The following is a 26,128-nucleotide window of genomic DNA, read 5'->3' as shown; positions in this document are numbered from 1 at the left end:
AAGTCACCTCGCTGACCACCCTCAAGCTGGCCGAAATCTACACCGAGGCCGGCCTGCCCGCTGGCGTGTTCAACGTGCTGACCGGCAGCGGCAGCGAAGTCGGCGCCTGGCTCACCGAGCATCCTGGTATCGAGAAAGTCTCGTTCACCGGCGGCGTCAGCACCGGCAAGAAAGTTATGGCCAGCGCCTCGAGCTCCTCGCTCAAGGAAGTGACCATGGAACTGGGCGGCAAGTCGCCGCTGATCATCTTCGACGATGCCGATCTCGACAAGGCCGCCGACATCGCCATGATGGCCAACTTCTACAGCTCCGGTCAGGTCTGCACCAACGGCACTCGGGTGTTCGTACCCAATACCCTCAAGGCGCAACTCGAAGCCAAGATCCTGGAGCGCGTACAGCGCATCCGCATCGGCGACCCCGAGGACGAAAACACCAATTTCGGTCCGCTGGTGAGCTTCGCCCACATGGAAAACGTGCTGGGCCATATCGCCAAGGGCAAGGCCGAAGGCGCGCGCCTGCTGTGCGGCGGCGAGCGGCTGACCGACGGTGAGATGGGCCAGGGCGCGTTCGTCGCACCGACCGTGTTCACCGATTGCAGCGACGAGATGACCATCGTGCGCGAAGAAATCTTCGGCCCGGTGATGAGCATCCTCGGCTACGACAGCGAAGACGAAGTGATCCGCCGCGCCAATGCCACCGAGATGGGCCTGGCCGCCGGTGTGGTCACCCGCGACCTGAACCGTGCGCACCGCGTTATCCATCAGCTCGAAGCAGGCATCTGCTGGATCAACGCCTGGGGCGAATCCGACGCGAAGATGCCGGTGGGTGGCTACAAGCAATCCGGCGTGGGCCGCGAAAACGGCATCAGCTCGCTGGCGCAATACACCCGGATCAAATCGGTACAGGTGGAACTGGGCGATTACGTTTCGGTGTTCTGATCCGAGACCCTTGTGGGAGCGGGGCGGGCGGCGAGCTCTCTGCCCGCGAATAGGCCAGACCTGACACCCTGCCCACCTTGCCATATTTCAAAGAGGGAACCTCCATGTCCCAGGAATTCGACTACATCATCATTGGCGCCGGTTCGGCCGGTAACACCCTGGCCACGCGCCTGACCGAAGATCCAGGCGTCACCGTCCTGCTGCTCGAAGCCGGCGGACCGGACTATCGCCTGGACTTCCGTACCCAGATGCCCGCCGCCCTTGCCTTCCCCCTGCAGGGCCGCCGCTACAACTGGGCCTACGAGACCGAGCCCGAGCCGCACATGAACAACCGGCGCATGGAGTGCGGCCGCGGCAAGGGCCTGGGTGGCTCTTCGCTGATCAACGGCATGTGCTACATCCGCGGCAACGCCATGGACTACGACGGCTGGGCCAAGCTGCCGGGCCTTGAAGACTGGAGCTACCTGGACTGCCTGCCGTATTTCCGCAAGGCCGAAACCCGTGACATCGGCCCCAACGATTACCACGGTGGCGAAGGTCCGGTCAGCGTCACCACGCCCAAGCCCGGCAACAACCCGCTGTTCGCCGCCATGGTCGAAGCCGGCGTGCAGGCAGGCTTTCCGCGCACCGACGACCTCAATGGCTACCAGCAGGAAGGCTTCGGTCCCATGGACCGCACCGTGACGCCCAAAGGCCGCCGCGCCAGCACCGCACGTGGCTATCTGGACCAGGCCAAGCAACGCGACACCCTGACCATCGTCACCCACGCCTTGACTGACAAGATCGTCTTCGAAGGCAAGCGCGCGGTCGGCGTCAGCTACCTGGTCGGTGACAGCGACGAGCGCATCCAGGCCCGTGCCCGCAAGGAAGTCCTGCTGTGCGGCGGCGCGATCGCCTCGCCACAGATTCTCCAGCGTTCCGGCGTGGGCCCTGCCGAGGTGCTGCAGCCGCTGGGCATCGACGTCGTGCACGACCTGCCAGGCGTCGGCCAGAACCTGCAGGACCACTTGGAAATGTACCTGCAATACAGCTGCACCCAGCCGGTCTCGCTGTACCCGTCGCTGAAGTGGTGGAACCAGCCGCAGATCGGCGCCGAATGGATGTTCTTGGGCACCGGTATCGGCGCCAGCAACCAGTTCGAGGCCGGTGGTTTCATCCGTTCGCGCCCTGAGTTCGAATGGCCGAACATCCAGTACCACTTCCTGCCGGTGGCGATCAATTACAACGGCACCAAGGGTGTTCAGGAGCACGGTTTCCAGGCTCACGTCGGCTCCATGCGCTCGCCGAGCCGCGGCCGGGTCAACGTCAAGTCGAAGAACCCGCGCGACTACCCGAGCATCCTGTTCAACTACATGGCCAGCGAGCAGGATTGGCAGGAATTCCGCGACGGCATCCGCCTGACCCGCGAAATCATGCAGCAACCCGCGCTGGACCAGTACCGTGGCCGCGAAATCAGCCCCGGCATCGACGTGCAGACGGACGAACAGTTGGATCAGTTCATCCGCGAGCATGCCGAAACTGCCTATCACCCATCGTGCTCGTGCAAGATGGGTACCGATGAGATGGCCGTGGTCGACGGCCAGGGTCGCGTGCATGGCCTGCAAGGTCTGCGCGTGGTCGACGCCTCGATCATGCCGATCATCACCACCGGCAACCTCAACGCGCCGACCATCATGATCGCCGAGAAGATCGCCGACCGCATTCGTGGCCGCAAGCCCGAAGCACGCTCGACCGCGGCCTACTACGTGGCAGGCGATGCGCCGGTGCGCGGCAAGCCGATGCGCGAAGTGGGTGCGCCTCACAGCTGATATGGATTTGCCCCATGGCGGCGGTGGGGCCTAAGCTGTGGGCCTGCTCAACTCGGCTCGGCATGCCGGCCCCTTCGCGGCTGCTAGCTGCTCCTACGTGGGATCGCGTTTCCTCTGTAGGAGCGGCTAGCAGCCGCGAAGGGGCCGAAACTGCCCCACCACAGAGGCCTCTGAATGTTCGATTCCACCGCGCTGTTGCAACGACGCTTTGCCGCCCTGCGCACTTACGCCGAATTCTTCTCCCTGCGCCATGTGCGCCAATCCAGCCAACACCTGGCGGTGCGCAAGAACATCGCCGAGCCGCCCAGCCTGAGCAGCGACGAAGGCGTGATGATCACCGTGCGCGTCAACGGCGTGGAAGCCTATGCCGCGACGGGCAACCTGTCCCAAACCGGTCTGCAACAGGCCCTTGAGCGTGCCGAGAGCCAGGCCCGCGGCATCTCCCCCCATGCCCTGCTTGACCTGCGCGAGCAGCCCGTGGCCGATGCCCGCTTCGACTACCTCTCGCCTGACCTGCAGCAACCCTTTCCCAACCTCGCCGACTGCTACCAATTGCTCGCCGACGAGTCCGCCCGCGTGCCGGACGATCCGCGGCTGGTCAGCTGGTATGCCGGCCTGGGCATCACCGATGTCGAACAGATCTACCTCAACAACGCCGGCGCGCAGATTCGCCAGGCGCAACGCTTCGTCTTCCCCGGCCTGAGCGTGACGGCCTTCGACGGCAGTGACAGCCAGACCCGCAGCCTGGGCCGCGACAACTTCGGCCAGCAAGGCGGTGTCGACGTGATCGAGCGCTGTGGCATTGTCGGCGCCGGCCGCCAGGTCGCCGACCAGGCCCTGCAGTTGCTGTTGGCGCCCAATGCCCCGCAAGGTCCGCGTGACCTGCTGCTGACACCCGACCAGATGATGCTGCAGATCCACGAATCCATCGGTCACCCCTTGGAGCTGGACCGCATTCTGGGCGACGAGCGCAACTACGCAGGTACCAGCTTCGTCAAGGTCGAGGACTTCGGCCACCTGCACTATGGCTCGTCGTTGCTCAACGTAACCTTCGACCCCGATATCCCGCACGAACTGGCCAGCTACGCACACGACGACGATGGCACCCCAGCCAGCAAGCAGTGGCTGATTCGCGATGGCGTGCTGGTGCGCCCACTGGGCGGCGCCCTGTCGCAATACCGCAGCGGCATGGACGGCGTCGCCAACAGCCGTGCCAGCAGTTGGAACCGGGCTCCGATAGATCGCATGGCCAATCTGAACATCGAGCCGGGCGAGCACAGTCAGGCGCAGCTGATCGCCGGCATCGAGCACGGCATCCTGATGTCCACCAACCGTTCCTGGTCGATCGATGACGCGCGCAACAAATTCCAGTTCGGCTGCGAATGGGGCCAACTGATCGAGAACGGCGAACTCAAGGACGTGGTCAAGAACCCCAACTATCGGGGTATCTCCGCCAGCTTCTGGAAAAACTTGCGGGCGGTCGGCGACGCCAGCACCCTGCAGGTGTTGGGTACGCCCAACTGCGGCAAGGGCGAACCCAACCAGGTGATCCGTGTAGGGCATGCATCGCCCAGCTGCGTGTTCAGCCAGATCGACGTGTTCGGAGGTGCAGCATGAGCCATCACGCCGAGCATTTCCAGGCACTGGTGCAAGGGTTGCAACACACCGTCGCCCCGAACCAGCGCTTCACCCTGAGCTACAACGCCGAAGCCTCGGATTTCATCCGCTTCAACCATGCCAAGGTGCGCCAGGCGGGACAGGTGGCCCAGGCTACGGTATCGCTGAAGTTGATCGAAGATGGCCGCCAGGCCGAGTTGCAACTGACCTTGTCCGAGGATCTGGAGGTGGACCAGCAGCGTCTGACCCAGGCCGTGCAGCAACTCAGCCAGACCCTGCCGCTGCTGCAACCGGACCCTTACCTGCAACTCAACACCTCGCAGTGGCAGACGCGCCATGTCGACGACACGCCATTGCCCGATCCGGCTGAAGTCGTCGAGCAGATCGGCACGGCGGCCCGTGGTCTGGACCTGGTCGGCATCTATGCCGCGGGCACGATCTGCCGGGGTTTTGCCAACAGCGACGGGGCCACTGGCTGGCATCAGGCCAACAGCTTCAATTTCGATTTCAGCCTGTTCCATGCCAATGGCGAAGCGGTCAAGGCCAACTACGCCGGCCAGCAGTGGCAGGCACAGGCCTTCGCCGACCGCCTGGCCCAGGCCCGCGTGCAACTGGAGCACCTGAGCCGTCCGCTCAAGGTGCTGCCGCCGGGCGCCTATCGCGCCTACCTGGCACCGGCTGCGCTGGATGAAATCATCGGTATGCTGGGCTGGGGCGGCTTCTCGGCGCAGGCCATCGCCAGCAAGAACAGCCCGTTGCAACGACTGTATGCAGGCGAAGCCCGGTTGAGCGCGCAGGTGAGCTTCGAGGAGCGCGTCAGCGGTTCGTTGACCCCGGCGTTTTCCCAGGAAGGCTATCCGCGCAAGGACCTTTCGCTGGTCAGCCACGGGCTCGCCGCCGAGCGCCTGGTGGACTCGCGCAGTGCGGCCGAATACGGCTTGCAGGGCAACGGCGCGGACAACTCGGAGATGCCGGGCGCGCTGCAGATGGCAGCAGGCGACCTACCCCTGGCCGATGTGCTGCAACGCCTCGGAACCGGGCTGTACATCAGCAACCTGTGGTACTTGAACTACTCCGACATGCCGGCGGCGCGCATGACCGGGCTGACCCGCTTTGCCACTTTCTGGGTGGAGGACGGTCACATCGTTGCACCGGTCAATACCATGCGTTTCGACGACAGCGTCTACAGTGTCCTGGGTGACCAGCTGGAAGCCTTGACGGCCGAGCGCGAGCTGATTCTCTCGACCAGCACCTACGGCGAGCGCCAGACCCATTCCAGTTTGCTGCCCGGCGCGTTGGTGAAGCGGTTGCTGTTGACCCTGTAGGAGCGGTCCGTGGCCGCGAAAAGTGCACCGCGCAGTGTCAGCTACACCGCAGTGCATGTTTTGCGGCCGATGCCCCCTCCTACCGGCTGGCCATGAACATTCATCATCAACCTCAAACAACAAGAGGCCCCATGTCCACGCGCCCAACACTGGATCCCGTTACCGCTCGCTGGCTGCCCTGGGTCATCGCCATTGCCTTCTTCATGCAGGCCCTGGACGGCACCATCCTCAACACCGCGCTGCCGGCCATGGCAAGCGACCTGGCGGAAAACCCGTTGCGCATGCAATCGGTGATCATCGCCTACATGCTGACGGTCGCGCTGCTGATTCCGGCGTCCGGGTGGATTTCCGACCGCTTCGGCACGCGCAAGGTGTTCTTCAGCGCCATCATGCTGTTCAGCATCGGCTCGCTGTTGTGCGCGCTGTCCCAAAGCCTGGCGATGCTGGTAGTGGCCCGGGTGATCCAAGGCCTGGGCGGTGCCCTGATGCTGCCGGTGGGGCGGCTGGTGGTGCTGCGCGCCTACCCGCGTTCGGAGCTGGTGCGCATCCTCAGCTTCATCACCGTGCCAGCGCTGCTCGGCCCCCTGCTCGGGCCGACCCTGGGCGGCTGGATGGTGGAATGGTTGAGCTGGCACTGGATCTTCCTCATCAACCTGCCGGTGGGCGCACTGGGCTGCTGGGCGGTCTGGAACCTGGTGCCCGACCTGCGCGGCGCCGAACGCACGCGCTTCGACGGTATCGGCTTCCTGCTGTTCGGTGCCGCCATGGTGCTTATCACCATCGCCATGGAAGGCCTGGGTGAGCTGCATCTACCGCACCTGCGGGTGATGCTGTTGCTGTTCGTCGGCATGGCCTGTCTGGCCGCCTACTGGCTGCGTGCAGGCAAGATCGACAACCCGCTGTTCTCGCCGAAACTGTTCCACACGCGTACCTTCGCCATCGGCATTCTGGGCAACCTGTTCGCGCGCCTGGGCAGCGGCGCCCTGCCCTTCATGGTGCCGTTGCTGCTGCAAGTGGCGCTAGGGCACTCGCCCTCCGAAGCCGGCATGAGCATGATCCCGCTGGCGGCGGCGGCCATGGTGGCGAAGTCGTTTTCCCGGCCGATCATCGAGCGCTTCGGCTATCGCATCGTGCTCACCGGCAACACCCTGCTGCTGGGCCTGTTGCTGGCCAGCCTCGGCCTGGTCTCGGAAACCACCCCCTACTGGCTGCTGCTGACCCAGCTGGGCCTGCTCGGCGCGGTGAACTCGTTGCAGTTCGCGGCGATGAACACCGTGACCCTGATCGACCTGGACGACGAAAGCGCCAGCAGCGGCAACGGTCTGCTCTCCGTGGTGGCGCAGCTTTCCCTGGGCTTGGGCGTGGCCTGCGCCGGTGCTCTGCTGGGCGGTTTCACCGCGTCCTTGGGCAACGAAGGCGTGGACACGGTGCTGGGCGCCTTCCAGGCGACCTTCCTGACCATCGGCCTGATGGCAATGCTGGCCGCCGGGATCTTCGTGCAGCTGTCCGACAGCGATGGACGGCGCGCACCTCGTCAGGAACCTCCGGTTGAACACTAAGCAGGCTTAGGGCGAAAGGTCACGGGGCTGATACACTGCGCGACATTTTGTTTTGCAGGCCCGTCCCGTGACCACCATTGCCACTGCTTTCAACACGCTGCCCCTGTCCGCCGCCATGCTGGCCAACCTGGAATCCCTCGGGTATGCCCAGATGACGCCGATCCAGGCGCAGAGCCTGCCGGTGATTCTCAAGGGCATGGACCTGATCGCCCAGGCCAAGACCGGCAGCGGCAAGACGGCCGCGTTCGGCATCGGCCTGCTGAACCCGATCAATCCGCGCTATTTCGGCTGCCAGGCGCTGATCATGTGCCCCACCCGCGAGCTGGCGGATCAGGTGGCCAAGGAAATCCGCCGCCTGGCGCGCGCCGAAGACAACATCAAGGTGCTGACCCTGTGCGGCGGCGTGTCGTTCGGCCCGCAGATCGCTTCGCTGGAGCACGGCGCGCACATCATCGTCGGCACACCGGGACGCATCCAGCAGCACCTGCGCAAGGGCTCGCTGGTGCTCGACGGGCTCAACACCTTGGTACTCGACGAAGCCGATCGCATGCTCGACATGGGTTTCTACGATTCCATCGCCGACATCATCGAGCAGACCCCGGAACGCCGGCAGACCTTGCTGTTCTCGGCAACCTACCCGGTCGGGATCAAGCAGCTGTCGTCCAAGTTCATGCGCGATCCGCAGCAGGTGAAAGCCGAGGCCCTGCACGCCGACAGCCAGATCGAGCAGCGTTTCTACGAGATTTCACCGGATGACCGCATGGCCGCCGTGGTGCGTGCCCTGGGTCACTTCCGCCCGCAGTCGTGCGTGGCGTTCTGCTACACCAAGCAGCAGTGCCAGGAAGTGGTCGATCACCTGACCAGCAAAGGCATCAGCGCCGTGGCGCTGCATGGCGATCTGGAGCAGCGCGACCGTGATCAGGTCCTGGCGATGTTCGCCAACCGCAGTACGTCGGTGCTGGTGGCGACCGACGTGGCCGCCCGCGGCCTGGACATTGATGCCCTGGACATGGTCATCAACGTCGAACTGGCGCGCGATTCGGAAATTCACATCCACCGTGTAGGCCGTACCGGTCGCGCCGGTGAGAAAGGCCTGGCGATCAGCTTCGTCGCCCCGGCCGAGGCGCATCGGGCGCAGGCCATCGAGCAGTTGCAGAAATCGCCACTGGCCTGGGCCGAGCTCGACAGCCTGACCTCCAAGGGCGGCGAGCCGCTGCTGCCACCGATGAGCACCCTGTGCATCGGTGCCGGACGCAAGGACAAGGTGCGTCCGGGCGATATCCTCGGCGCACTCACCGGCGATGCGGGCATTCCCGGCACTCAGGTCGGCAAGATCGCCATTTTCGATTTCCAGGCCTACGTGGCCGTGGAACGCGGGATCGCCAAGCAGGCGCTGCAGCGTCTGAACAGCGGCAAGATCAAGGGCCGTTCGCTGCGCGTGCGGATTTTGTAAGCGGCAGGTTTGGCCTCTTCGCGGGCAGAGGGCTCGCCGCCCGCGAAGAGGCCTCCCCTGACACCCCCGATTCGAGAGGACCCAGCAGTGCGCTCTACCCCCGTCATCATCATCGGCGCCGGCGCTGCCGGTCTCATGTGCGCCCTGAGCGCCGCACAGCGAGGCCGTGGAGTGCTGCTGATCGACCACGCCAACAAGCCAGGCAAGAAGATCCTCATGTCCGGCGGCGGTCGCTGCAACTTCACCAACATGTACACCGAACCTGCCAACTTCCTCTCGCAGAACCCGCATTTCTGCAAGTCGGCCCTGGCCCGCTACACCCAGTGGGATTTCATCGCCCTGGTGGCCAAGCACGGCGTGCCCTATCACGAGAAGAAACTGGGCCAACTGTTCTGCGACAACAAGTCCAGCGACATCCTTGGCCTGCTCCTGGCCGAGTGTGAAAGCGCAGGGGTCGAGCTGCGCATGGACACCTCGGTGCAGGCCATCGAGAAAACCGCCGAAGGCTATCGCTTGCAGACTTCAATGGGGCCGTTGGCGTGCCAGTCCTTGGTGGTGGCCACCGGTGGCCTGTCGATTCCGACCCTGGGCGCCACCGGCTTCGGCTACCAGATCGCTCGCCAGTTCGGCCACAGCGTCCTGCCCACCCGCGCCGGCCTGGTACCGTTCACCATCACCGACCAGCTCAAGGAGATCTGCGCCGAGCTGTCCGGGACGTCGGTGGATTGCCTGGTGAGCTGCAACGATCAGGCGTTTCGCGAGAACCTGCTGTTCACCCATCGCGGCCTGAGCGGCCCGGCGATCTTGCAGATTTCCTCGTTCTGGCAGCCTGGCGACAGCGTCGAGATCAACCTGCTGCCCGATCACGATGCACTGGCCTGGTTGCAGCAACAACAGGCCGAACGACCCAATTCGGAGCTCAAGACCCTGCTGGGTGAAGTCTTCACCAAGAAAATGGCTAACCTGCTGGCCGAGCACTGGTTCGTGTCCAAGCCGATGAAGCAGTACACCCCGGCCGAGCTGCAGGCGGTGGCGAACGCGTTGGGCGCCTGGCAACTGGTGCCCGCCGGCACCGAAGGCTATCGCACTGCCGAGGTGACCCTGGGCGGGGTCGACACCCGCGAGGTATCGTCCAAGACGATGGAATCGTTGAAGAGCCCGGGTCTGTATTTCATCGGCGAAGTGCTCGACGTCAGCGGGCATCTGGGCGGGTTCAATTTCCAGTGGGCCTGGGCCTCGGGTTACGCGGCAGCGCAGTACGTGTAGCACGACGCCAGTGCGCAGCGCCCCCGGACGCGGCCCGCGCCGCTGCTACAGAGTCCCCACACCCCATCGATCCGCCACCGCCCTTGTAGCAGCGGCGCAAACCGCGTCACGACCACAGCGCACCATCGATCCACCACCGCTCTTGTAGCAGCGGCGCAAGCCGCGTCGGGGCCACCGCGCAGTACCCGTCGACCGCCGACAGTGATAGATTGACGCCGTTCATCAGCTCCCTCGCCTACAGGTCGATTCCTTCTTCATGGCATCCAGGTCGTTCCGCCAATCCATGCGCCGCTTGTGGGCACTGGACAAGTTCAGCTACAGCGTACGGGTGTTCATCGCCCTGTCCGGCAGCATGGCGCTGTGCTGGTATGAAAACGAAATGCGCCTGCTGGTCCCGCTGTTCCTGGGCATCATCGCCTGCGCCCTGGCCGAGACCGACGACAACTGGCAAGGCCGCATCCGCGCCCTGGCGGCCACGCTGACCTGCTTCACCGTCGCTGCCTTCTCCGTCGAGCTGCTGTTCCCCTACCCCTATGTGTTCGTCACGGCCCTGGCCGTGGCCAGCTTCGCCCTGACCATGCTCGGCGCGCTGGGCGAACGCTACGGAGCGATCGCCTACGCCACGCTGATCCTCTCGGTCTACACCATGATCGGCGTCGATCAGCGCGGTGGCGAAGTCAGCAACCTGTGGCGCGAGCCGTTGCTGCTGGTCGCCGGTGCCGCCTGGTACGGTCTGTTGTCGGTGCTGTGGCAGGTGCTGTTTTCCAACCAGCCGGTGCAACAGGCCCTGGCGCGGCTGTTCAGCGAACTGGGACAGTACCTCAAGCTCAAGGCGAGCCTGTTCGAACCGATTCGCCAACTGGATGTGGAGGCCCGCCGCCTGGAGCTGGCCAAGCAGAACGGTCGAGTCGTGGCCGCGCTCAACGCCGCCAAGGAAATCATCCTGCACCGGGTCGGCAACGGCCGTCCCGGCTCCAAGGTCAGCCGCTACCTGAAGCTGTATTTCCTCGCCCAAGACATTCACGAACGCGCCAGCTCCTCTCACTATCCGTACAACGCCCTGGCCGAGGCGTTCTTCCACAGCGACGTCCTGTTCCGCTGCCAGCGCCTGCTGCGCCAGCAAGGTGTTGCCTGCCAGCGCTTGGGCGAGTCGATCCAGTTGCGTCAGCCGTTCATCTACGACGACAGCTTCGCCGAAGCACTGAGCGACCTGCACGCCTCGCTCGAACACCTGCGCATCCAGAGCAACCCCGCCTGGCGCGGTCTGCTGCGATCGCTGCGCGCGCTGGCCGCCAACCTCGGCACCCTCGACCGACTGCTCAGCGACGCCGGCAACCCCGACCGTCTCGCCGACGCCCGCGACAGCAGCCTGCTGGACCGCTCGCCGCATACCCTCAAGGACTTCTGGGGCCGCATTCGGCAGAACCTCACGCCCACCTCGCTGCTGTTCCGCCACGCCCTGCGCCTACCTCTGGCGCTGGTGATCTGCTATGCCATGGTCCATCTGATCCACCCCAGCCAAGGCTACTGGATCATGCTGACCACCCTGTTCGTATGCCAGCCCAGCTACGGCGCCACCCGACGCAAGCTGGGCCAGCGCATCATCGGCACCGCCATCGGCCTGACCGTGGGCTGGGCGCTGTTCGATCTGTTCCCCAGCCCCATCGTGCAATCGCTGTTCGCCATCGGCGCCGGCCTGGTGTTCTTCGTCAACCGCACCACGCGCTACACCTTGGCCACGGCAGCCATCACGCTGATGGTGCTGTTCTGCTTCAACCAGACCGGCGACGGCTACGGCCTCTTTCTGCCGCGCCTGTTCGACACCCTGCTCGGCAGCCTGATCGCCGGCCTTGCAGTGTTCCTGTTCCTGCCCGACTGGCAGGGCCGCAAACTGAACAAGGTGCTGGCCAATACCCTGACCTGCAACAGCATCTACCTGCGCCAGATCATGCAGCAATACGCCAACGGCAAGAGCGACGACCTCGCCTACCGCCTGGCCCGGCGCAACGCGCACAACGCCGACGCCGCGCTCTCCACTACCCTGGCCAACATGCTCATGGAGCCGGGGCACTTCCGCAAGGAAGCCGACGTCGGCTTCCGCTTCCTGGTGCTGTCGCACACCCTGCTCAGCTACCTGTCCGGACTGGGCGCGCACCGTGGCACCGAGTTGCCAGCCGAGGCGCGTGAGCAACTGATCGGCGAGGCCGGCGAAAGCCTGGCGCGCAGCATCGATGAAATAGCCACCGGCCTGGCCACGCGTGAACCGGTGCAGGTGCAAAGCGACAGCGAGGAAGCGCTGGCCGACACGCTGGAGCAGATGCCCGACGAGGTCGACGAAGGCCAGCGCCTGGTGCAGACCCAGCTGGCGCTGATCTGTCGTCAACTGGGGCCATTGCGCACCCTGGCCGCGCACTTGATCAAGGGCCCGACCGCAGTCGTCACCTGATGGCGCTGCGGCTTGCCGGAATCGAAACACGGAACGAGGTAAACATGGCCATCGAATGGATGTGCATGCACCACCGCGAGCTGGATATCCACCAGCTGTACGAAATCCTGCGCCTGCGCAGCGAGGTCTTCGTGGTCGAGCAGCAATGCCCCTATCAGGACGTCGACGGGCAGGATCTGCACGCCGACACCTGCCATCTGCTGGGCCGGGACAACGGCCAACTGGTCGCCTACCTGCGCCTGCTGGATCCCTCGACCCAGGACGGCGACGTGGTGATCGGCCGGGTGATCACCGCCGCATCGGCTCGCGGCACCGGACTGGGCCACGCGCTGCTGACCCACGCACTGGAGCAGGCCGCCCAACGCTGGCCGCAGGTGCCGATCCAGCTATCGGCCCAGGCCCACCTGCAGGGCTATTACGGCCGCTACGGTTTCATCGCCCAAGGCCAGGAATACCTGGAGGACAACATCCCGCACATCGCCATGCGGCGCGAGATCGGGGCTGCTCAGGGGTAACCGAGCACCTGGCGGATCTGGCCCAGGTTCTGGCCGATCCATTCACGGTCGATCGCACCCCACTGCCGGATCACATAGCGACCGATGTGGTTGCGCTCGCCATCCTGCTGCTCGAACTCGCAGGCAATGTCCAGATCGGCGAGGGCCGCAATGGTGTCCTGAGCGGTACGCCGAGGCATGCCGGTCGCCTCGATGAGGGCCGGCACGGTGGCCGCCTGGCCACTGTCGATCAGCCAGGCCACGTAGAGCCGGCGGTAGAAACTGCTGCGGGTCTTGCTGACTTGCATGGGAGTATCCTTCACGTCGCAGGGGGCAGATCACGGTAGGTCAGGTAGACGCGCAGGTCGAATTCCAACTGGTGATAACCGGGCAGCATGTGCTCGCACAGTTGATAGAACGCCTTGTTGTGGTCACTCTCGCGAAAGTGCGCCAGTTCGTGCACCACGATCATTTCGAGAAACTGCGGCGCCGCGTCCTTGAACAATGAAGCGATGCGGATTTCCTTCTTGGCCTTGAGCTTGCCGCCCTGCACCCGCGACACCGCAGTGTGCAAGCCCAGCGCGCGGTGCGTGAGGTCCAGGCGGTTGTCGAACAGCACCTTGTCGATGGCCGGTGCGTTGCGCAAGTGCGCCTGCTTCAAGGCCACGGCATAGTTGTACAGCGCCTTGTCGCTCTGCACGGCGTGACGATCGGGGTAGCGCTGGCTGAGATAGTCCGCCAGTTGCCCGCGCTCGATCAGTTGCCGTACCTGCTCCTGCAGTGCGGGTGGGTAGGCTTGCAGGTACTTCAGCGCGATCATGGTGCCCGTTTCGACTTGAGAAAGGCGCTCAGTGTAACGCCTGCCCGGTGCCGGCGTCACACCGCCGCCGGCTGCACGCCTGCGCTGACCAATGGAAAATCGCTGGCGGCCTGCGCGGTCAACGGCCGGGCAATGACAAAGCCCTGGATCCACTCGCAGCCAGCAGCGCGCAGCCACCGACACTGCTCGGCGGTCTCCACGCCTTCGGCGATCACCGTGATGTCGAAAGCAGTGCAGGCCTGAATCACGCTGCGCACGAAGACACCGTCAGGGTGCGAGTCGGGCAACTTGGCAATCAGGTGACGGTCCAGCTTGAGCGTGTCGATGGGCAGATCGCGCAGCAGCTTCAGCGAACACGGGCCGGTGCCGAAATCGTCCAGGGCGATGCGCACGCCCAGGTTGCGCAGTTGGTGCAGTTGCCCGGTGGCCTGGGGCAAGTTGTGCATCAGGGAACATTCCACCACTTCCACTTCGAGCTGCTGCGGGCGCAAGCCGTGCAAGGCGATGGCGCGCTGCAGCTCGGAGACCAGATTGGGCATGGCGAACTGAGCATTGCTCAGGCTGATGCTGAGCACCAGCTCGTCGGGAAAGCGGCTGGACCAGGCCCGACGCTGGGCGGCGCCCTCGGTGTAGATCCAACTCGACAGGCGGCTGATCAGCCGCGCCTGTTCGAGCAGGGGAATGAACAGCCCCGGCTGCACGTCGCCAACACTGGGATGGCACCAGCGCAGCAGCGCTTCGAAACCACGCAGACGACCGTCGAGCAGTGACACCTGCGGCTGGTAGACCAGGCTGAAATCGCGGTTCTCGATGGCTTCGCCGACACTGGTTTCCAGCAGCAGACGCGATCGCGCCCGACCGTTCAAATCCTGGTCGTAGTAACGGTATTGCTGACGGCCCGCCTGCTTTGCGGCATACATGGCAATGTCGGCGGCGCGCAGCAGGCTGTCCAGGTTGGCGCCGCACTCGGGATAGGTGGCAATGCCGATGCTGACGCCCAGATTGATGTCCACCCCATCCACGGTCTGTTCCACGGCGATGCGTTCCATGAGCTTTTCCGCCACCTTGGCGGCCTGCTCGGGGTAGTCGAGGTTGTCCAGCAGCGCGGTGAATTCGTCACCGCCCAGGCGGGCCACCACATCGAAGGGGCGCAGCACGGCCTTGATCTGTTCGGCCACCCAGCGCAAGGCTCGATCGCCCGCGTCATGGCCATGGCGATCGTTGATCCGCTTGAAACCGTCCATGTCCAGATACAGCAAGGCCTGGGCCTTTTCCGCACGCTCGTTGCGCACCAGGGCGCTCTCCACCGCCTGATAGAAACCGCGGCGGTTGAGCAGCCCGGTCAACGGGTCTGTGACGGCCTGGTATTCGAGTTGCTGGTGCAGGCTGCGCACCACCGACATGTCCAGGATCGTCACGACCATCGCACGCTGCTCGCCGGGCAACGGCGCGCACGACAAGGCCACCGGCAGTTGCTGGCCATTGGCTGTTCGCATCAGCCCATCGTGTACGCGGTAGGTCGTACGCGTGTTGTATGCGCGGTAGAAGTCGGACTCGAACCACTCAGGGACCTGCGGCTTGTGCAGGTGATCGGCCAGCACGGTGCACTGCAGTTGCTCGACACTGGCACCCAGCAGGCGCGAGATGGCCGGGTTGGCGAAGGTGATCAGGCCCTGTTCGTTGACCACAAGAATACCTTCCCCTGCGTTTTCGAGGACCGACGCGTTGAAGGCGCGTGCCGCTTCCAGGTCCCGGCTCAGGCGCTGCAGGTCGCGTCGATTGCGCTGCTGCTCGAGCAGGGCCTGGACCTTGGGCCGCAGAATCTGCGGATCGAACGGCTTGAACAGATAGTCCACGGCGCCCGTGGCGTAGCCCTTGAGCACGGCGGCCTGCGACTGCTCGTTGGCGGTCAGGAAAATAATCGGGGTCAAGCGCGTACGCTGGCTGCCGCGCATCAGGCGCGCCACTTCGAAGCCGTCCATGCCCGGCATCTGCACGTCCAGCAGAACCAGATCAACCTCATGCTCCAAGAGCTTGCCCAACGCTTCCACACCGGAAGCGGCAGTGATCACCTGCCAGTCCTGGCGCTCGAGCAGAGCTCTCATGCTCAGCAGGTTTTCTGGATAATCGTCGACGACTAGTAGTGTAGAGCCACCTTCAAGGGGCAAGTTGGGGGCGCATTCCATGCTTTTTTCTCGTTCTACATGGTTCGGTCCGGTTCTACCCGGACATTAAAGACCTCACTCTAGACAGGGTTCCAGGAAAGGCTGAAGCATGATTACCAAGTGACCGGTAAATGTGACACACCTCCGACAAACGGTAAAACTCCAGCCACGCAAAAAATCGCCAGAGGCCCGCCCGGCCTGTTGGCGATTTGGATGCGTTGGCTGGCTGGCAGCAGGAAATTGCAACCTGCTGCCAGGCGGCAAATGTCGGCGACTTGAACGGACCACCGACAGCTTGCATTTCGCTCAAGAACGGATCAATGGCGTTGGCCGATTAGTTTCCATTTGCCCGAGCCAATGAACTCCAACGCGCATTGCGCACCCGACGAGAGTGCTACCGGCTGGTTGTCATTCATCTGCTCGCCCAGAACGGTCAGCGCCAGTGCTGAATTGCACATCACGATGATGACGGCACCGGTGTGGGCGGTCGCTGGCAGCCTCAAGCGCGGTGCCCAAGCTGCATTGGCGGTCTGGAAGTAGGTGATCTTGTCACCGCGCACGGGCGTGGGGATCTGTGCGATCTCGACGTTGGGGCACAGGTATAGCGGTGCGCGTATATCCCATGCCAGAGGGCTGTTTCTGTCACGCCACACACTCAATCTGTCACCGGTTTCCATGCGCAGGCTGGTCAACCCTCCATTATTATTGATATTGCTCATTGAAAAATCGACGCCCCACGTCGCTTCATTTATATAAACCACGTGGGGTTCGATGACATGACTGGTGTTCGTCACCGCCAAGCGCGCCTGATAATTACCGTCGTACGAGCGGAAAATACAATACGCCGCCAGCGGAATGATTTCAGGGTTTTGAGCTTGGTTAGGAGAGCTGATCAAGATGGAGTGGCGGGGGGTGTTGTGCCGCACCGAATTGCCGGCAATGCAGTTATCCACCATGCGGTGACGCAGCGCCCAGTCGGTGTTCAATATGTAGATACCTCGAAGCTTTTGCTCTGGATTGGAAAAAGCCGAACGGCTCATGACTCGATCCGAGATATCGTCAGGCACATACGACACTTGTACATGCTTGTGATACTGCAGTGCCCGCAATGCGTAGCGCGGTTTTTGCTCTGCCACCGCTCGATTGGCAAACCGTTCCAGCTCATTTGGATCGGTGACTGAATAACCGATCCACTGCTGCTCCACCCGCGGCCAGAAATCAGGCCCGACACCGCCGTCCAAGGCAACTACCGTTTTCTTGCCCAACGCCATGAGTTGAGGGATGGCGAATCCACGCAGGTGATAGGGCACCAACTCCTCGCGTCCCCAGGTTTTGATCAACTCCATGAATTCGCGCTGGCCGGCATCCGTGAAGTTCTTGCGTTCGTGGACGTCGAGTACGAAGATTTCCCGACTGCCGCGGCCGCCGTTGGCAGCGCGAAACCGAGTGATTGCATCCAGTATATCGCCTTTGAACGTACGCCCTGACGAGAGGCCGTGGATAATCTGGAAACGGCGCGGATCGCCAGCCGCATAGCCGGAAAAGAACTGAACGCGCAGATCGAACGCGCGAATGCCTGCATGCATCTGCTCGTAAGGCGGCACATCCTGGCAGGTTTCATTGGAGGCTGTATAAGGCGCTTTCTTGTCGCAGCCAGCGTTGTGCGCGCCTGGCAGGATCATCTGCTCGATTGGCGACACACAGTACGAAAAGTAGCGAGCCATCCAATCGTCACGAGAGTTGTTGGGTGGATTGCATATGCCACCCGCCCAACTCCCACCCGGACACCAACCGGCACGTGGCTGTACATCTACGATGCTGTCCGGCTCAAAAACGGATACCTCTGGACATTCGTCTCCCGCAACGGCAGCACCGTCGAGCGGAAGTTTCGAAGTATAGGAAAGCAGGTCAGGCATTTCAAAGACAGGGGCTATATACGGCTTGAGACTCCCGTCCGCGTTCAAGTCGGCAGGATAGACATCCAGCAACGCCGCCTCGTGAACAGGCGAATCATCCACCTCACACCCATCAACGAAAATGGGCGATTCAATATCTAAAGTGTCAATAGTTTTCATGGTTTACCTCGAATGGTGAATACGAGGTTTGAGCTTATCTTCGAAAATGGTCACGCCTAAGCTAGCACTTGTGCATATTGACAAATCACTCATGCACCGTTATGCACGCCCACTGTTATATTCCTGTCATCCACATCGATACAAGAAACTTAAGCCAGCAACGACGAGCATGTTCACCTTCAAGGGATAGAATCGGCTTTCATTCGAAGGGGCATAAAAAAACCCGCCGAAGCGGGTTTAAATGAAGTCAGTACTTAATTGACCTTCGCGTTCAACTCGCCGCTGGCGTAGCGTTGGAACATGCCTTCCAGGGAGATCGGCTTGATCTTCGAGGCATTGCCCGCAGTACCGAACGCTTCGTAGCGCGCGATGCACACGTCACGCATGGCTTTCACTGTTTCGGCGAAATACTTGCGTGGGTCGAACTCGGCCGGGTTCTGCGCCATGAAGCGGCGAATCGCACCGGTGGAGGCCAGACGCAGGTCGGTATCGATGTTGACCTTGCGCACGCCGTACTTGATGCCTTCGACGATTTCCTCAACCGGCACGCCGTAGGTTTCCTTGATGGCGCCACCGTACTCGTTGATGATCGCCAGCCATTCCTGCGGTACCGAGGAGGAGCCGTGCATCACCAGGTGAGTGTTGGGAATGCGCGCATGGATCGCCTTGATGCGGTCGATGGCCAGGATGTCGCCAGTAGGCGGCTTGGTGAACTTGTAGGCGCCGTGGCTGGTGCCGATGGCAATGGCCAAAGCGTCGACCTGGGTCTTGGCGACGAAGTCAGCCGCTTCTTCCGGGTCGGTCAGCATCTGGCTGTGATCCAGGATGCCCTCGGCACCCACGCCGTCTTCTTCACCGGCCTGGCCGGTTTCCAGCGAACCCAGGCAGCCCAGCTCGCCTTCTACCGACACGCCGCAGGCGTGGGCGAAGGAAACGGTCTGCGAGGTCACGCGCACGTTGTAGTCGTAATCGGTCGGGGTCTTGCCGTCGGTGCCCAGGGACCCGTCCATCATGACCGAGCTGAAGCCCAGTTGAATCGAACGCTGGCAGATGTCCGGGCTGGTCCCGTGGTCCTGGTGCATGCACACCGGGATGTGCGGGAATTCCTCGATCGCCGCCAGGATCAGGTGGCGCAGGAACGGGGCACCGGCATATTTGCGGGCGCCAGCCGAGGCCTGCACGATGACGGGGGAGTCGGTCTTGTCGGCCGCTTCCATGATGGCGCGCATCTGCTCGAGGTTGTTGACGTTGAAAGCTGGTACGCCATAGCCGAATTCGGCGGCGTGATCCAGCATCTGCCGCATGCTGATAAGTGCCATTGTTATATGTCTCCCGGTTCAGGGTCGTTGATCGTTGCAGCTCACCGCAGGTGGCCGCTATTGAAGTAATGCCTATCATTGGGCAGGCCCTGGGGCCCAGCCGTCACGGAGCCTTGCAACCCCGGCCAATCAAATCGTCGGTGGCGACCCAGTACACCAGGCCTTCGTCACCTTTCTTGTGGAACGCCAGCACGCCATCGCTGAACAATTCACCCTCGGCACCGGCCTGAGGAGTCAACGCATAGACCTTGTCGCTGCCCGCCAGGCGCACTTCCGTCGCGCTCTTGTCGGCGGCGCTGTAGCGCCATTGCACATCGACCTGGCTGTCACATTGCCAGCGTGTCCAATTAGGGGACACCGGCATCTGTTTGTCCATATAGGCGCAGCCGGACAGCAGCGCCAAGACCATTATCGCCATACCGCCTTTCATTCATATACCTCGAAGCGCGGGGCACTGCTGCCCCATGCAGCACTGGCTCAGGCCCCACAATCCTGCGCCGTGTTCTGAGTACTGGCCGGCGCGCCCGTGGAGTTGGTCTGCACGCGCTGATCATCTTGTGTGGTCGGCGTGACCACTGCCGCCGGGCTGAACACTTCACAGGCGCTGCCTGCGCCAGAACTCATGCAACCGCTGGACAGCACTGCTGCCAGCAGGGTGACCAAGCCGAGTGTTGCGGAACCGATCTTCATGGTGAACTCCAGGTGCCAGAGGCAACGATAATGTGTGAACTCACCTTAGAAGACCTCTGGCGAGCGCCAATGGTTGCCCTCAAGGACAACCCGGTGCCTGCGCCTGCTGTTCCGGCTCGTAGCGCTCCAACGCCTCAGGCCCCATGCGCTTGCCGACCACCGGGATGCTTTCGGCCTGCCACTGCGACTGCGAACAGCCTCCAGGAGTCGCCGCCGGCTCGTCGTCAACCGAGGTTGCCGGCGCACCGGAACAACCGGCCAGCAAACCGATCAGCAATGCCAGGGTGGCAGCCTTGAGCATCCGTTTCTCCTCGAAACTCACCGCGCGTCAGGCCTTGGCCCGCTGTTCCAGCATTTCCACGGCCGGCAGGACCTTGCCCTCGACGAATTCGAGGAATGCACCGCCACCGGTGGAGATATAGGAAATGTCTTCGGCGACGCCGTACTTGTCGATGGCCGCCAGGGTGTCACCGCCACCGGCGATGGAAAACGCCGGGCTCTGTGCGATCGCCTTGGCCAGCACCTGGGTACCATTGCCGAACTGATCGAACTCGAACACGCCCACCGGGCCATTCCACAGGATGGTCTTGGACGACTTGAGCAGCTCGGCGAACTGTTCGGCGGTTTGTGGGCCAATGTCGAGGATCATGTCGTCATCGGCCACATCGGCGATGAGCTTGACCGTGGCTTCGGCGCTTTCGGCGAACTCCTTGGCCACCACCACGTCGACCGGCAACGGCACGCTGACCTTGGCAGCGATGGCGCGCGCGGTGTCCAGCAGGTCAGGCTCGTACAGCGACTTGCCGACCTTGTGCCCGGCCGCGGCCAGGAAAGTGTTGGCGATGCCACCGCCGACGATCAACTGATCGCAGATGGCGCTAAGGCTGTTGAGCACGTCCAGCTTGGTCGACACCTTGGAACCGGCGACGATGGCCGCCATCGGCTTGGCCGGGGCACCCAGCGCCTTGCCCAAGGCCTCCAGTTCGGCGGCCAGCAGCGGACCGGCAGCGGCCACCTTGGCGAACTTGGCCACGCCATGGGTGGAGCCCTCGGCGCGGTGCGCGGTGCCGAACGCGTCCATCACGAACACGTCGCACAGGTCGGCGTACTTCTGCGCGAGCTCATCGGCGTTCTTTTTTTCGCCCTTGTTGAAGCGCACGTTCTCGAACAGCACGACAGAGCCGGGGTCGACCTGAACGCCGTCGAGGTAGTCGGCCACCAGCGGCACGTCGCGGCCCAGTGCCTTGCTCAGGTACTCGGCAACCGGCTTGAGGCTGTTCTCGGCCGAGAACTCGCCTTCGGTGGGCCGGCCCAGGTGCGAGCAGACCATTACCGCTGCGCCCTTCTCCAGGGCCAGCTTGATGGTGGGCAACGAGGCGACGATGCGCGCGTCGCTGGTTACCTTGCCATCCTTGACGGGCACGTTGAGGTCTTCGCGAATCAATACGCGCTTACCTTGCAGGTCGAGGTCGGTCATCTTCAACACGGTCATTGCGTTCAGTCCTTTCAAGCTCGTTTGGAATTGTTCATGACGCGCAGGTAGTGCCCCGCGACGTCGAGCATACGATTGGCGAAGCCCCATTCGTTGTCGAACCAGGCCAGCAGGTTCACCAGGCGCGGCCCGGAAACACGGGTCTGACTGGCATCGACGATGGCCGAATGGGGGTCGTGGTTGAAATCACAACTGGCGTGCGGCAGTTCAGTGTAGGCCAGCAGACCTTGCAGCGGGCCGCTGCCTGCGGCTTCTCGCAGAACCCGGTTGACCTCGACGGCACAGGTATCGCGCGCCATCTGCAGGGTAATGTCCAGGCATGACACGTTGACGGTCGGCACGCGCACAGCTTTGGCCTGGATCCGGCCGGCAAGTTCCGGCAACAGGCGTTCGATACCGCGGGCCAGGCCGGTGGAAACCGGAATGACCGACTGGAAGGCCGAGCGCGTGCGGCGCAGGTCTTCGTGGTGATAGGCATCGATCACCGGCTGGTCGTTCATGGCCGAGTGAATGGTGGTGATGGACACGTATTCCAGGCCAATGGCCTGATCCAGCAGGCGCAGCAGCGGCACGCCGCAATTGGTGGTGCAGGACGCGTTGGACACCAGCTTTTCGCGCCCGGTGAGACAGTCCTGGTTGATGCCGAACACGATGGTGGCATCGACATCTGCCTCGCTGGCCATAGGCTGGGAAAACAGCACGGCCGGTGCGCCGGCAGCCAGGAAACGCTGGCCGTCGGCGCGGGTGTTGTAGGCCCCGGAGCATTCGAGCACCAGGTCAATGTCCAGTGCAGCCCAGTCGATCGCCTCGGGCGTGGCGCTGCGGATGACCCGTATGGGGCGCCCGTTGATCAACAGATGGTCGGCTTCGACCGTGACTTCACCGGGAAAACGTCCGTGGGTCGAGTCGAAGCGCGTGAGGTATTCGAGACTGGCCATGTCGGCCAGGTCGTTGATCGCCACTACCTCGAAGTCAGCCTGCGCGCCGCGCTCGCACAACGCGCGCAGCACGCAACGGCCAATCCGGCCGTAACCGTTGAGGGCGACTCTGTAGGGGCGTTTCTGAGACATGGAGAGTTACGCCTGGAATTGTTATGGAAGCTGTATAGATCTTGCGTAGGAGCGGTCCGTGGCCGCGAAAGCCTCACCACGATATGTCTGACACACCGCTGCGCGCCCTTCGCGGCCAACGACCGCTCCTACGAGATGTGGATCAGTCTTCGAGCAATTCTTCGGCGGTGGCCAGGATGTTCTCCAGGGTGAAGCCGAACTCTTCGAACAGCGCCGGTGCCGGTGCCGACTCGCCGAAGCTGGTCATGCCGATCACCCGACCTTCCAGGCCCACGTACTTGTACCAGTAGTCGGCATGCGCAGCCTCGATGGCGATGCGCGCGCTGACCTGCAGCGGCAGGACCGATTGCTTGTAGCCTGCATCCTGCGCGTCGAACACGCTGGTGCACGGCATCGACACGACGCGCACGTTGCGGCCCTGTTCGGTCAGCTTGTCGAAGGCTTTGACGGCCAGGCCCACTTCGGAACCGGTGGCGATCAGAATCAGCTCAGGCTCGCCAGCGCAATCCTTGAGCACGTAACCGCCACGAGTGATGTCGGCCAACTGGGCCTGATCGCGGGCCTGGTGATCGAGGTTCTGACGCGAGAAGATCAGCGCCGACGGACCGTCGTTGCGCTCCAGGGCGAATTTCCATGCTACCGCCGACTCGACCGCATCGGCAGGACGCCAGGTGTCGAGGTTCGGGGTGCAGCGCAGGCTCGCCAGCTGTTCGATCGGCTGGTGGGTCGGGCCATCTTCGCCCAGACCGATGGAGTCGTGGGTGAACACGTAGATCACGCGCTTCTTCATCAGCGCCGACATGCGTACCGCGTTGCGGGCGTATTCCATGAAGATCAGGAAGGTCGCGCCGTACGGCACGAAGCCGCCGTGCAGGGCGATCCCGTTCATGATCGCGCTCATGCCGAATTCGCGTACACCATAATAGATGTAGTTGCCGGCGGCGTCATCCGCTTCGACACCCTTGCAGCCTTTCCACAGGGTCAGGTTGGAACCGGCCAGGTCGGCCGAACCACCGAGGATCTCCGGCAGCAACGGACCGAAGGCATTCAAAGCGTTCTGGCTGGCCTTGCGGCTGGCAATGGTCTCGCCCTTGGCGGCTACTTCGGCGATGTAGGCGCTGGCCTTTTCGGAGAAGTCGGCAGGCAGCTCGCCACTCATGCGGCGCACGAATTCGTTGGCCAGTTCAGGGTAGGCAGCGGAGTAGGCGGCGAAGCGCTGGTTCCACTCGGCTTCCAGGGCGACGCCGGCTTCCTTGGCGTCCCATTCCTTGTAGATGTCGGCCGGGATTTCGAACGGGCCGTGGTTCCACTTCAATGCTGCGCGGGTCAGGGCGATTTCCTCGGCACCCAGTGGCGCGCCGTGGCAGTCTTCCTTGCCCTGCTTGTTCGGCGAGCCGAAACCGATGGTGGTCTTGCAGCAGATCAGCGTCGGCTGCTCGCTCTTGCGTGCAGTCTCGATGGCGGTCTTGATTTCATCCGCATCGTGGCCGTCGACGTTGCGAATCACCTGCCAGCCGTAGGCTTCGAAGCGTTTCGGCGTGTCGTCGGTGAACCAGCCTTCGACTTCGCCGTCGATGGAAATGCCGTTGTCATCGTAGAAGGCGATCAGCTTGCCCAGGCCCAGGGTACCGGCCAGCGCGCTGACCTCGTGGGAAATGCCTTCCATCATGCAGCCGTCGCCAAGGAACACGTAGGTGTTGTGGTCGACGATCTTGTGGCCGTCGCGGTTGAACTGCGCTGCCAGCACTTTTTCCGCGAGCGCAAAACCTACCGCGTTGGCCAGGCCTTGGCCCAATGGACCGGTGGTGGTCTCGACGCCTGGGGTGTAGCCGTACTCGGGGTGACCTGGCGTGCGGCTGTGCAGCTGGCGGAAGTTCTTCAGGTCTTCGATGCCCAGGTCATAGCCGGTGAGGTGCAGCAGCGAATAGACCAGCATCGAGCCATGACCGTTGGACATGACGAAACGGTCGCGGTTGGCGAACGCCGGGTTGGCCGGGTTGTGCTTGAGGAAGTCACGCCACAGTACTTCGGCGATATCCGCCATACCCATGGGGGCACCTGGGTGACCGCTGTTGGCTTTTTGCACGGCATCCATGCTCAGTGCACGAATGGCATTGGCGCGCTCACGACGGCTGGGCATCGCTTATCTCCTGGGGTCTGTGTAGGCAGGGATACAACAAAGGAGGGCATTTTCCCCCACCGGCAGGGGGTTGGGCAATCGGACATTTACCCTGAGCGGCAATTGCCGGCCAATGAACCTGCCTAAGCAATATCAAAACTTTTTGATATTGGTCTTGCGACGCCGCCCGTCGCTCTCTAGACTGCCAAGCCTATGAACCTTCGTGCCCCTGCGTTCGACCATCAGGCAAGTGACGATCTGGCTGCCCTGTGCAAAGCCGGTGGCGACCCCCTGCGCCTGAACGTGCTGCGCGCGCTGGCCAGCGATTCGTTCGGCGTGCTGGAACTGGCGCAGATCTTCGCGGTGGGCCAGTCGGGCATGAGCCATCACCTCAAGGTGCTCGCGCAGGCCGACCTGGTGGCCACGCGGCGTGAAGGCAACGCGATTTTCTATCGTCGCGCCCTGCCCAACGGTCGTGTGCTGGGCGGACGCCTGCACAGCGCCCTGCTCGAGGAAGTCGACGGGTTGAGCCTGCCGGCCGAGGCGCAGGCGCGCATGGCCGTGGTGCAGCGCCAGCGCGCCGCGGCCAGCGAAGACTTTTTTTCGCGCATGGAAGAGAAATTCCGCGCCCAGCAGGACCTCATCGCCGGCCTGCCGCAGTACCGCGAAAGCCTGCTGGCCCTGCTCGACAAATTGAGCTTCGCCCAACAAGCTAGTGCCCTGGAAGTGGGTCCGGGCGATGGCGGCTTTCTGCCCGAGCTGGCCCGACGCTTTGCCCACGTCACGGCGCAGGACAACAGCCCGGCGATGCTCGAACTGGCCCGCCAGGTCTGCCTGCGCGAGCAGTTGAGCAACGTGCGCCTGGAACTGGCCGATGCCTTGGCCCCTACCAGCCTGCGCGCCGACTGCGTGGTGCTGAACATGGTCCTGCACCATTTCAGCGACCCGGCTCAGGCGCTTGGCCATCTGGCGCAGCGGGTGCAGCCAGGCGGTAGTCTTTTGGTAACAGAATTGTGCAGCCACAATCAGAGTTGGGCCAAAGAGGCCTGCGGTGATCTCTGGTTGGGGTTCGAACAGGAAGATCTGGCCCGTTGGGCCATCGCTGCGGGGCTTGTTCCCGGAGAGAGCCTCTACGTGGGCTTACGTAATGGTTTCCAGATTCAGGTCCGCCATTTCTCGCGGCCGGCTGGCGACACTCACCATCGGTCAATTTAGGAAACCGTCGAGATGAGCGAATACTCCCTTTTCACCTCCGAGTCCGTCTCCGAAGGACACCCGGACAAGATCGCCGACCAGATTTCCGACGCGGTGCTGGACGCCATCATCACCCAGGACAAGTTCGCCCGCGTGGCGTGCGAAACCCTGGTCAAGACCGGCGTGGCGATCATCGCCGGCGAAGTCAGCACGTCGGCCTGGGTCGACCTGGAAGACATCGTGCGCAAGGTCATCGTCGACATCGGCTACAACAGCTC

22 protein-coding genes are annotated in these 26,128 nt (G+C 63.2%); 11 read left to right on the top strand and 11 right to left on the bottom strand.

The features are described 5' to 3' along the window. The 9 genes from B2V21_RS10760 to B2V21_RS10720 form a co-directional block, all read left to right on the top strand. On the top strand, window positions 1–938 hold a 938-nt coding region (locus tag B2V21_RS10760; protein WP_286916838.1), incomplete at its 5' end, for an aldehyde dehydrogenase family protein. Between the two features lie 104 nt (window positions 939–1,042). Continuing rightward, window positions 1,043–2,746, top strand: a complete 1,704-nt coding sequence (gene betA, locus B2V21_RS10755; RefSeq protein WP_286916837.1) for a choline dehydrogenase — start codon at window positions 1,043–1,045, stop codon at window positions 2,744–2,746. Window positions 2,747–2,920: 174 nt separating this feature from the next. After that, window positions 2,921–4,363, top strand: coding sequence for a TldD/PmbA family protein (locus tag B2V21_RS10750; RefSeq protein WP_286916836.1), 1,443 nt, complete (start codon window positions 2,921–2,923; stop codon window positions 4,361–4,363). Next, window positions 4,360–5,688: a TldD/PmbA family protein gene (locus B2V21_RS10745; protein WP_286916835.1), complete on the top strand. Its 1,329-nt coding sequence runs from the start codon at window positions 4,360–4,362 to the stop codon at window positions 5,686–5,688. Before B2V21_RS10750 ends, B2V21_RS10745 begins: the two co-directional genes overlap by 4 nt. A 92-nt stretch (window positions 5,689–5,780) precedes the next feature. Then, the gene (mdtD, locus tag B2V21_RS10740) at window positions 5,781–7,247 is read left to right on the top strand and encodes a multidrug transporter subunit MdtD (protein ID WP_139211034.1); all 1,467 of its coding nucleotides are present in this window, start codon (window positions 5,781–5,783) and stop codon (window positions 7,245–7,247) included. Between the two features lie 115 nt (window positions 7,248–7,362). Continuing rightward, window positions 7,363–8,700: an ATP-dependent RNA helicase DbpA gene (gene dbpA / locus B2V21_RS10735; RefSeq protein ID WP_244652461.1), complete on the top strand. Its 1,338-nt coding sequence runs from the start codon at window positions 7,363–7,365 to the stop codon at window positions 8,698–8,700. A gap of 87 nt (window positions 8,701–8,787) precedes the next feature. Next, complete coding sequence (locus B2V21_RS10730; RefSeq protein ID WP_286916834.1) at window positions 8,788–9,966, top strand: NAD(P)/FAD-dependent oxidoreductase; 1,179 nt, start codon at window positions 8,788–8,790, stop codon at window positions 9,964–9,966. A 256-nt stretch (window positions 9,967–10,222) separates the two neighbouring features. Continuing rightward, the gene (gene yccS / locus B2V21_RS10725; protein ID WP_090361016.1) at window positions 10,223–12,412 is read left to right on the top strand and encodes a YccS family putative transporter; all 2,190 of its coding nucleotides are present in this window, start codon (window positions 10,223–10,225) and stop codon (window positions 12,410–12,412) included. 44 nt (window positions 12,413–12,456) lie between these two features. Next, the gene (locus B2V21_RS10720) at window positions 12,457–12,927 is read left to right on the top strand and encodes a GNAT family N-acetyltransferase (protein WP_286916833.1); all 471 of its coding nucleotides are present in this window, start codon (window positions 12,457–12,459) and stop codon (window positions 12,925–12,927) included. On the opposite strand, the gene B2V21_RS10715 is transcribed toward B2V21_RS10720, so the two are convergent. The 11 genes from B2V21_RS10715 to tkt all read right to left on the bottom strand — a co-directional run bounded on the left by B2V21_RS10715 (window position 12,918) and on the right by tkt (window position 24,677). After that, window positions 12,918–13,214, bottom strand: a complete 297-nt coding sequence (locus B2V21_RS10715; RefSeq protein ID WP_049861413.1) for a winged helix-turn-helix domain-containing protein — start codon at window positions 13,212–13,214, stop codon at window positions 12,918–12,920. The genes B2V21_RS10720 and B2V21_RS10715 overlap by 10 nt on opposite strands. 11 nt (window positions 13,215–13,225) lie before the next feature. Beyond that, complete coding sequence (locus tag B2V21_RS10710) at window positions 13,226–13,726, bottom strand: M48 family metallopeptidase (protein WP_282348638.1); 501 nt, start codon at window positions 13,724–13,726, stop codon at window positions 13,226–13,228. Window positions 13,727–13,782: 56 nt separating this feature from the next. Then, complete coding sequence (locus B2V21_RS10705; RefSeq protein WP_286916832.1) at window positions 13,783–15,912, bottom strand: putative bifunctional diguanylate cyclase/phosphodiesterase; 2,130 nt, start codon at window positions 15,910–15,912, stop codon at window positions 13,783–13,785. Window positions 15,913–16,208: 296 nt separating this feature from the next. Next, window positions 16,209–17,966, bottom strand: a complete 1,758-nt coding sequence (locus B2V21_RS10700; protein ID WP_286916831.1) for a hypothetical protein — start codon at window positions 17,964–17,966, stop codon at window positions 16,209–16,211. 254 nt (window positions 17,967–18,220) lie between these two features. Next, window positions 18,221–19,285, bottom strand: coding sequence for a class II fructose-bisphosphate aldolase (gene fba, locus B2V21_RS10695; protein ID WP_049861417.1), 1,065 nt, complete (start codon window positions 19,283–19,285; stop codon window positions 18,221–18,223). Between the two features lie 103 nt (window positions 19,286–19,388). Then, a complete protein-coding gene (locus B2V21_RS10690) occupies window positions 19,389–19,715 on the bottom strand; it encodes an MliC family protein (RefSeq protein WP_286916830.1) in 327 nt (108 codons plus the stop codon). A gap of 47 nt (window positions 19,716–19,762) precedes the next feature. Continuing rightward, window positions 19,763–19,975, bottom strand: a complete 213-nt coding sequence (locus tag B2V21_RS10685) for a hypothetical protein (RefSeq protein ID WP_090361031.1) — start codon at window positions 19,973–19,975, stop codon at window positions 19,763–19,765. Between the two features lie 79 nt (window positions 19,976–20,054). Further along, the gene (locus B2V21_RS10680; RefSeq protein WP_286916829.1) at window positions 20,055–20,276 is read right to left on the bottom strand and encodes a hypothetical protein; all 222 of its coding nucleotides are present in this window, start codon (window positions 20,274–20,276) and stop codon (window positions 20,055–20,057) included. Window positions 20,277–20,303: 27 nt separating this feature from the next. Then, window positions 20,304–21,467 carry a phosphoglycerate kinase gene (locus tag B2V21_RS10675; RefSeq protein ID WP_286916828.1) on the bottom strand — a complete coding sequence of 388 codons (1,164 nt, stop codon included), beginning with the start codon at window positions 21,465–21,467 and terminating at the stop codon, window positions 20,304–20,306. A gap of 14 nt (window positions 21,468–21,481) precedes the next feature. Further along, on the bottom strand, window positions 21,482–22,537 hold the full coding sequence (gene epd, locus B2V21_RS10670) for an erythrose-4-phosphate dehydrogenase (protein ID WP_286916827.1): 1,056 nt from the start codon (window positions 22,535–22,537) through the stop codon (window positions 21,482–21,484). Window positions 22,538–22,679: 142 nt separating this feature from the next. Continuing rightward, window positions 22,680–24,677 (bottom strand): transketolase, encoded by a 1,998-nt coding sequence (gene tkt, locus B2V21_RS10665; RefSeq protein ID WP_049861423.1) that lies wholly within the window; start codon window positions 24,675–24,677, stop codon window positions 22,680–22,682. 192 nt (window positions 24,678–24,869) lie between these two features. Here tkt and B2V21_RS10660 point away from each other — a divergent pair, with 192 nt between their 5' ends. Then, on the top strand, window positions 24,870–25,871 hold the full coding sequence (locus B2V21_RS10660) for an ArsR/SmtB family transcription factor (RefSeq protein WP_056844680.1): 1,002 nt from the start codon (window positions 24,870–24,872) through the stop codon (window positions 25,869–25,871). 12 nt (window positions 25,872–25,883) lie between these two features. After that, window positions 25,884–26,128: S-adenosylmethionine synthetase N-terminal domain-containing protein (locus B2V21_RS10655; protein WP_286916826.1), on the top strand; the 245-nt coding region annotated here is incomplete at its 3' end.

Source organism: Pseudomonas sp. UBA6276, assembly GCF_002438365.1.
GTDB lineage: Bacteria > Pseudomonadota > Gammaproteobacteria > Pseudomonadales > Pseudomonadaceae > Aquipseudomonas > Aquipseudomonas coleopterorum.
This window is presented reverse-complemented; position numbering and strand designations above follow the sequence as displayed.

Bases quoted from the DNA above. Each gene is read 5' to 3' on its own strand.
- betA (WP_286916837.1), top strand. From the start codon at position 1,043: ATGTCCCAGGAATTCGACTACATCATCATTGGCGCCGGTTCGGCCGGT.
- B2V21_RS10750 (WP_286916836.1), top strand. From the start codon at position 2,921: ATGTTCGATTCCACCGCGCTGTTGCAACGACGCTTTGCCGCCCTGCGC.
- B2V21_RS10745 (WP_286916835.1), top strand. From the start codon at position 4,360: ATGAGCCATCACGCCGAGCATTTCCAGGCACTGGTGCAAGGGTTGCAA.
- mdtD (WP_139211034.1), top strand. From the start codon at position 5,781: ATGAACATTCATCATCAACCTCAAACAACAAGAGGCCCCATGTCCACG.
- dbpA (WP_244652461.1), top strand. From the start codon at position 7,363: ATGCTGGCCAACCTGGAATCCCTCGGGTATGCCCAGATGACGCCGATC.
- yccS (WP_090361016.1), top strand. From the start codon at position 10,223: ATGGCATCCAGGTCGTTCCGCCAATCCATGCGCCGCTTGTGGGCACTG.
- B2V21_RS10720 (WP_286916833.1), top strand. From the start codon at position 12,457: ATGGCCATCGAATGGATGTGCATGCACCACCGCGAGCTGGATATCCAC.
- B2V21_RS10715 (WP_049861413.1), bottom strand. From the start codon at position 13,214: ATGCAAGTCAGCAAGACCCGCAGCAGTTTCTACCGCCGGCTCTACGTG.
- B2V21_RS10710 (WP_282348638.1), bottom strand. From the start codon at position 13,726: ATGATCGCGCTGAAGTACCTGCAAGCCTACCCACCCGCACTGCAGGAG.
- B2V21_RS10705 (WP_286916832.1), bottom strand. From the start codon at position 15,912: ATGGAATGCGCCCCCAACTTGCCCCTTGAAGGTGGCTCTACACTACTA.
- B2V21_RS10700 (WP_286916831.1), bottom strand. From the start codon at position 17,966: ATGAAAACTATTGACACTTTAGATATTGAATCGCCCATTTTCGTTGAT.
- fba (WP_049861417.1), bottom strand. From the start codon at position 19,285: ATGGCACTTATCAGCATGCGGCAGATGCTGGATCACGCCGCCGAATTC.
- B2V21_RS10690 (WP_286916830.1), bottom strand. From the start codon at position 19,715: ATGAAAGGCGGTATGGCGATAATGGTCTTGGCGCTGCTGTCCGGCTGC.
- B2V21_RS10685 (WP_090361031.1), bottom strand. From the start codon at position 19,975: ATGAAGATCGGTTCCGCAACACTCGGCTTGGTCACCCTGCTGGCAGCA.
- B2V21_RS10680 (WP_286916829.1), bottom strand. From the start codon at position 20,276: ATGCTCAAGGCTGCCACCCTGGCATTGCTGATCGGTTTGCTGGCCGGT.
- B2V21_RS10675 (WP_286916828.1), bottom strand. From the start codon at position 21,467: ATGACCGTGTTGAAGATGACCGACCTCGACCTGCAAGGTAAGCGCGTA.
- epd (WP_286916827.1), bottom strand. From the start codon at position 22,537: ATGTCTCAGAAACGCCCCTACAGAGTCGCCCTCAACGGTTACGGCCGG.
- tkt (WP_049861423.1), bottom strand. From the start codon at position 24,677: ATGCCCAGCCGTCGTGAGCGCGCCAATGCCATTCGTGCACTGAGCATG.
- B2V21_RS10660 (WP_056844680.1), top strand. From the start codon at position 24,870: ATGAACCTTCGTGCCCCTGCGTTCGACCATCAGGCAAGTGACGATCTG.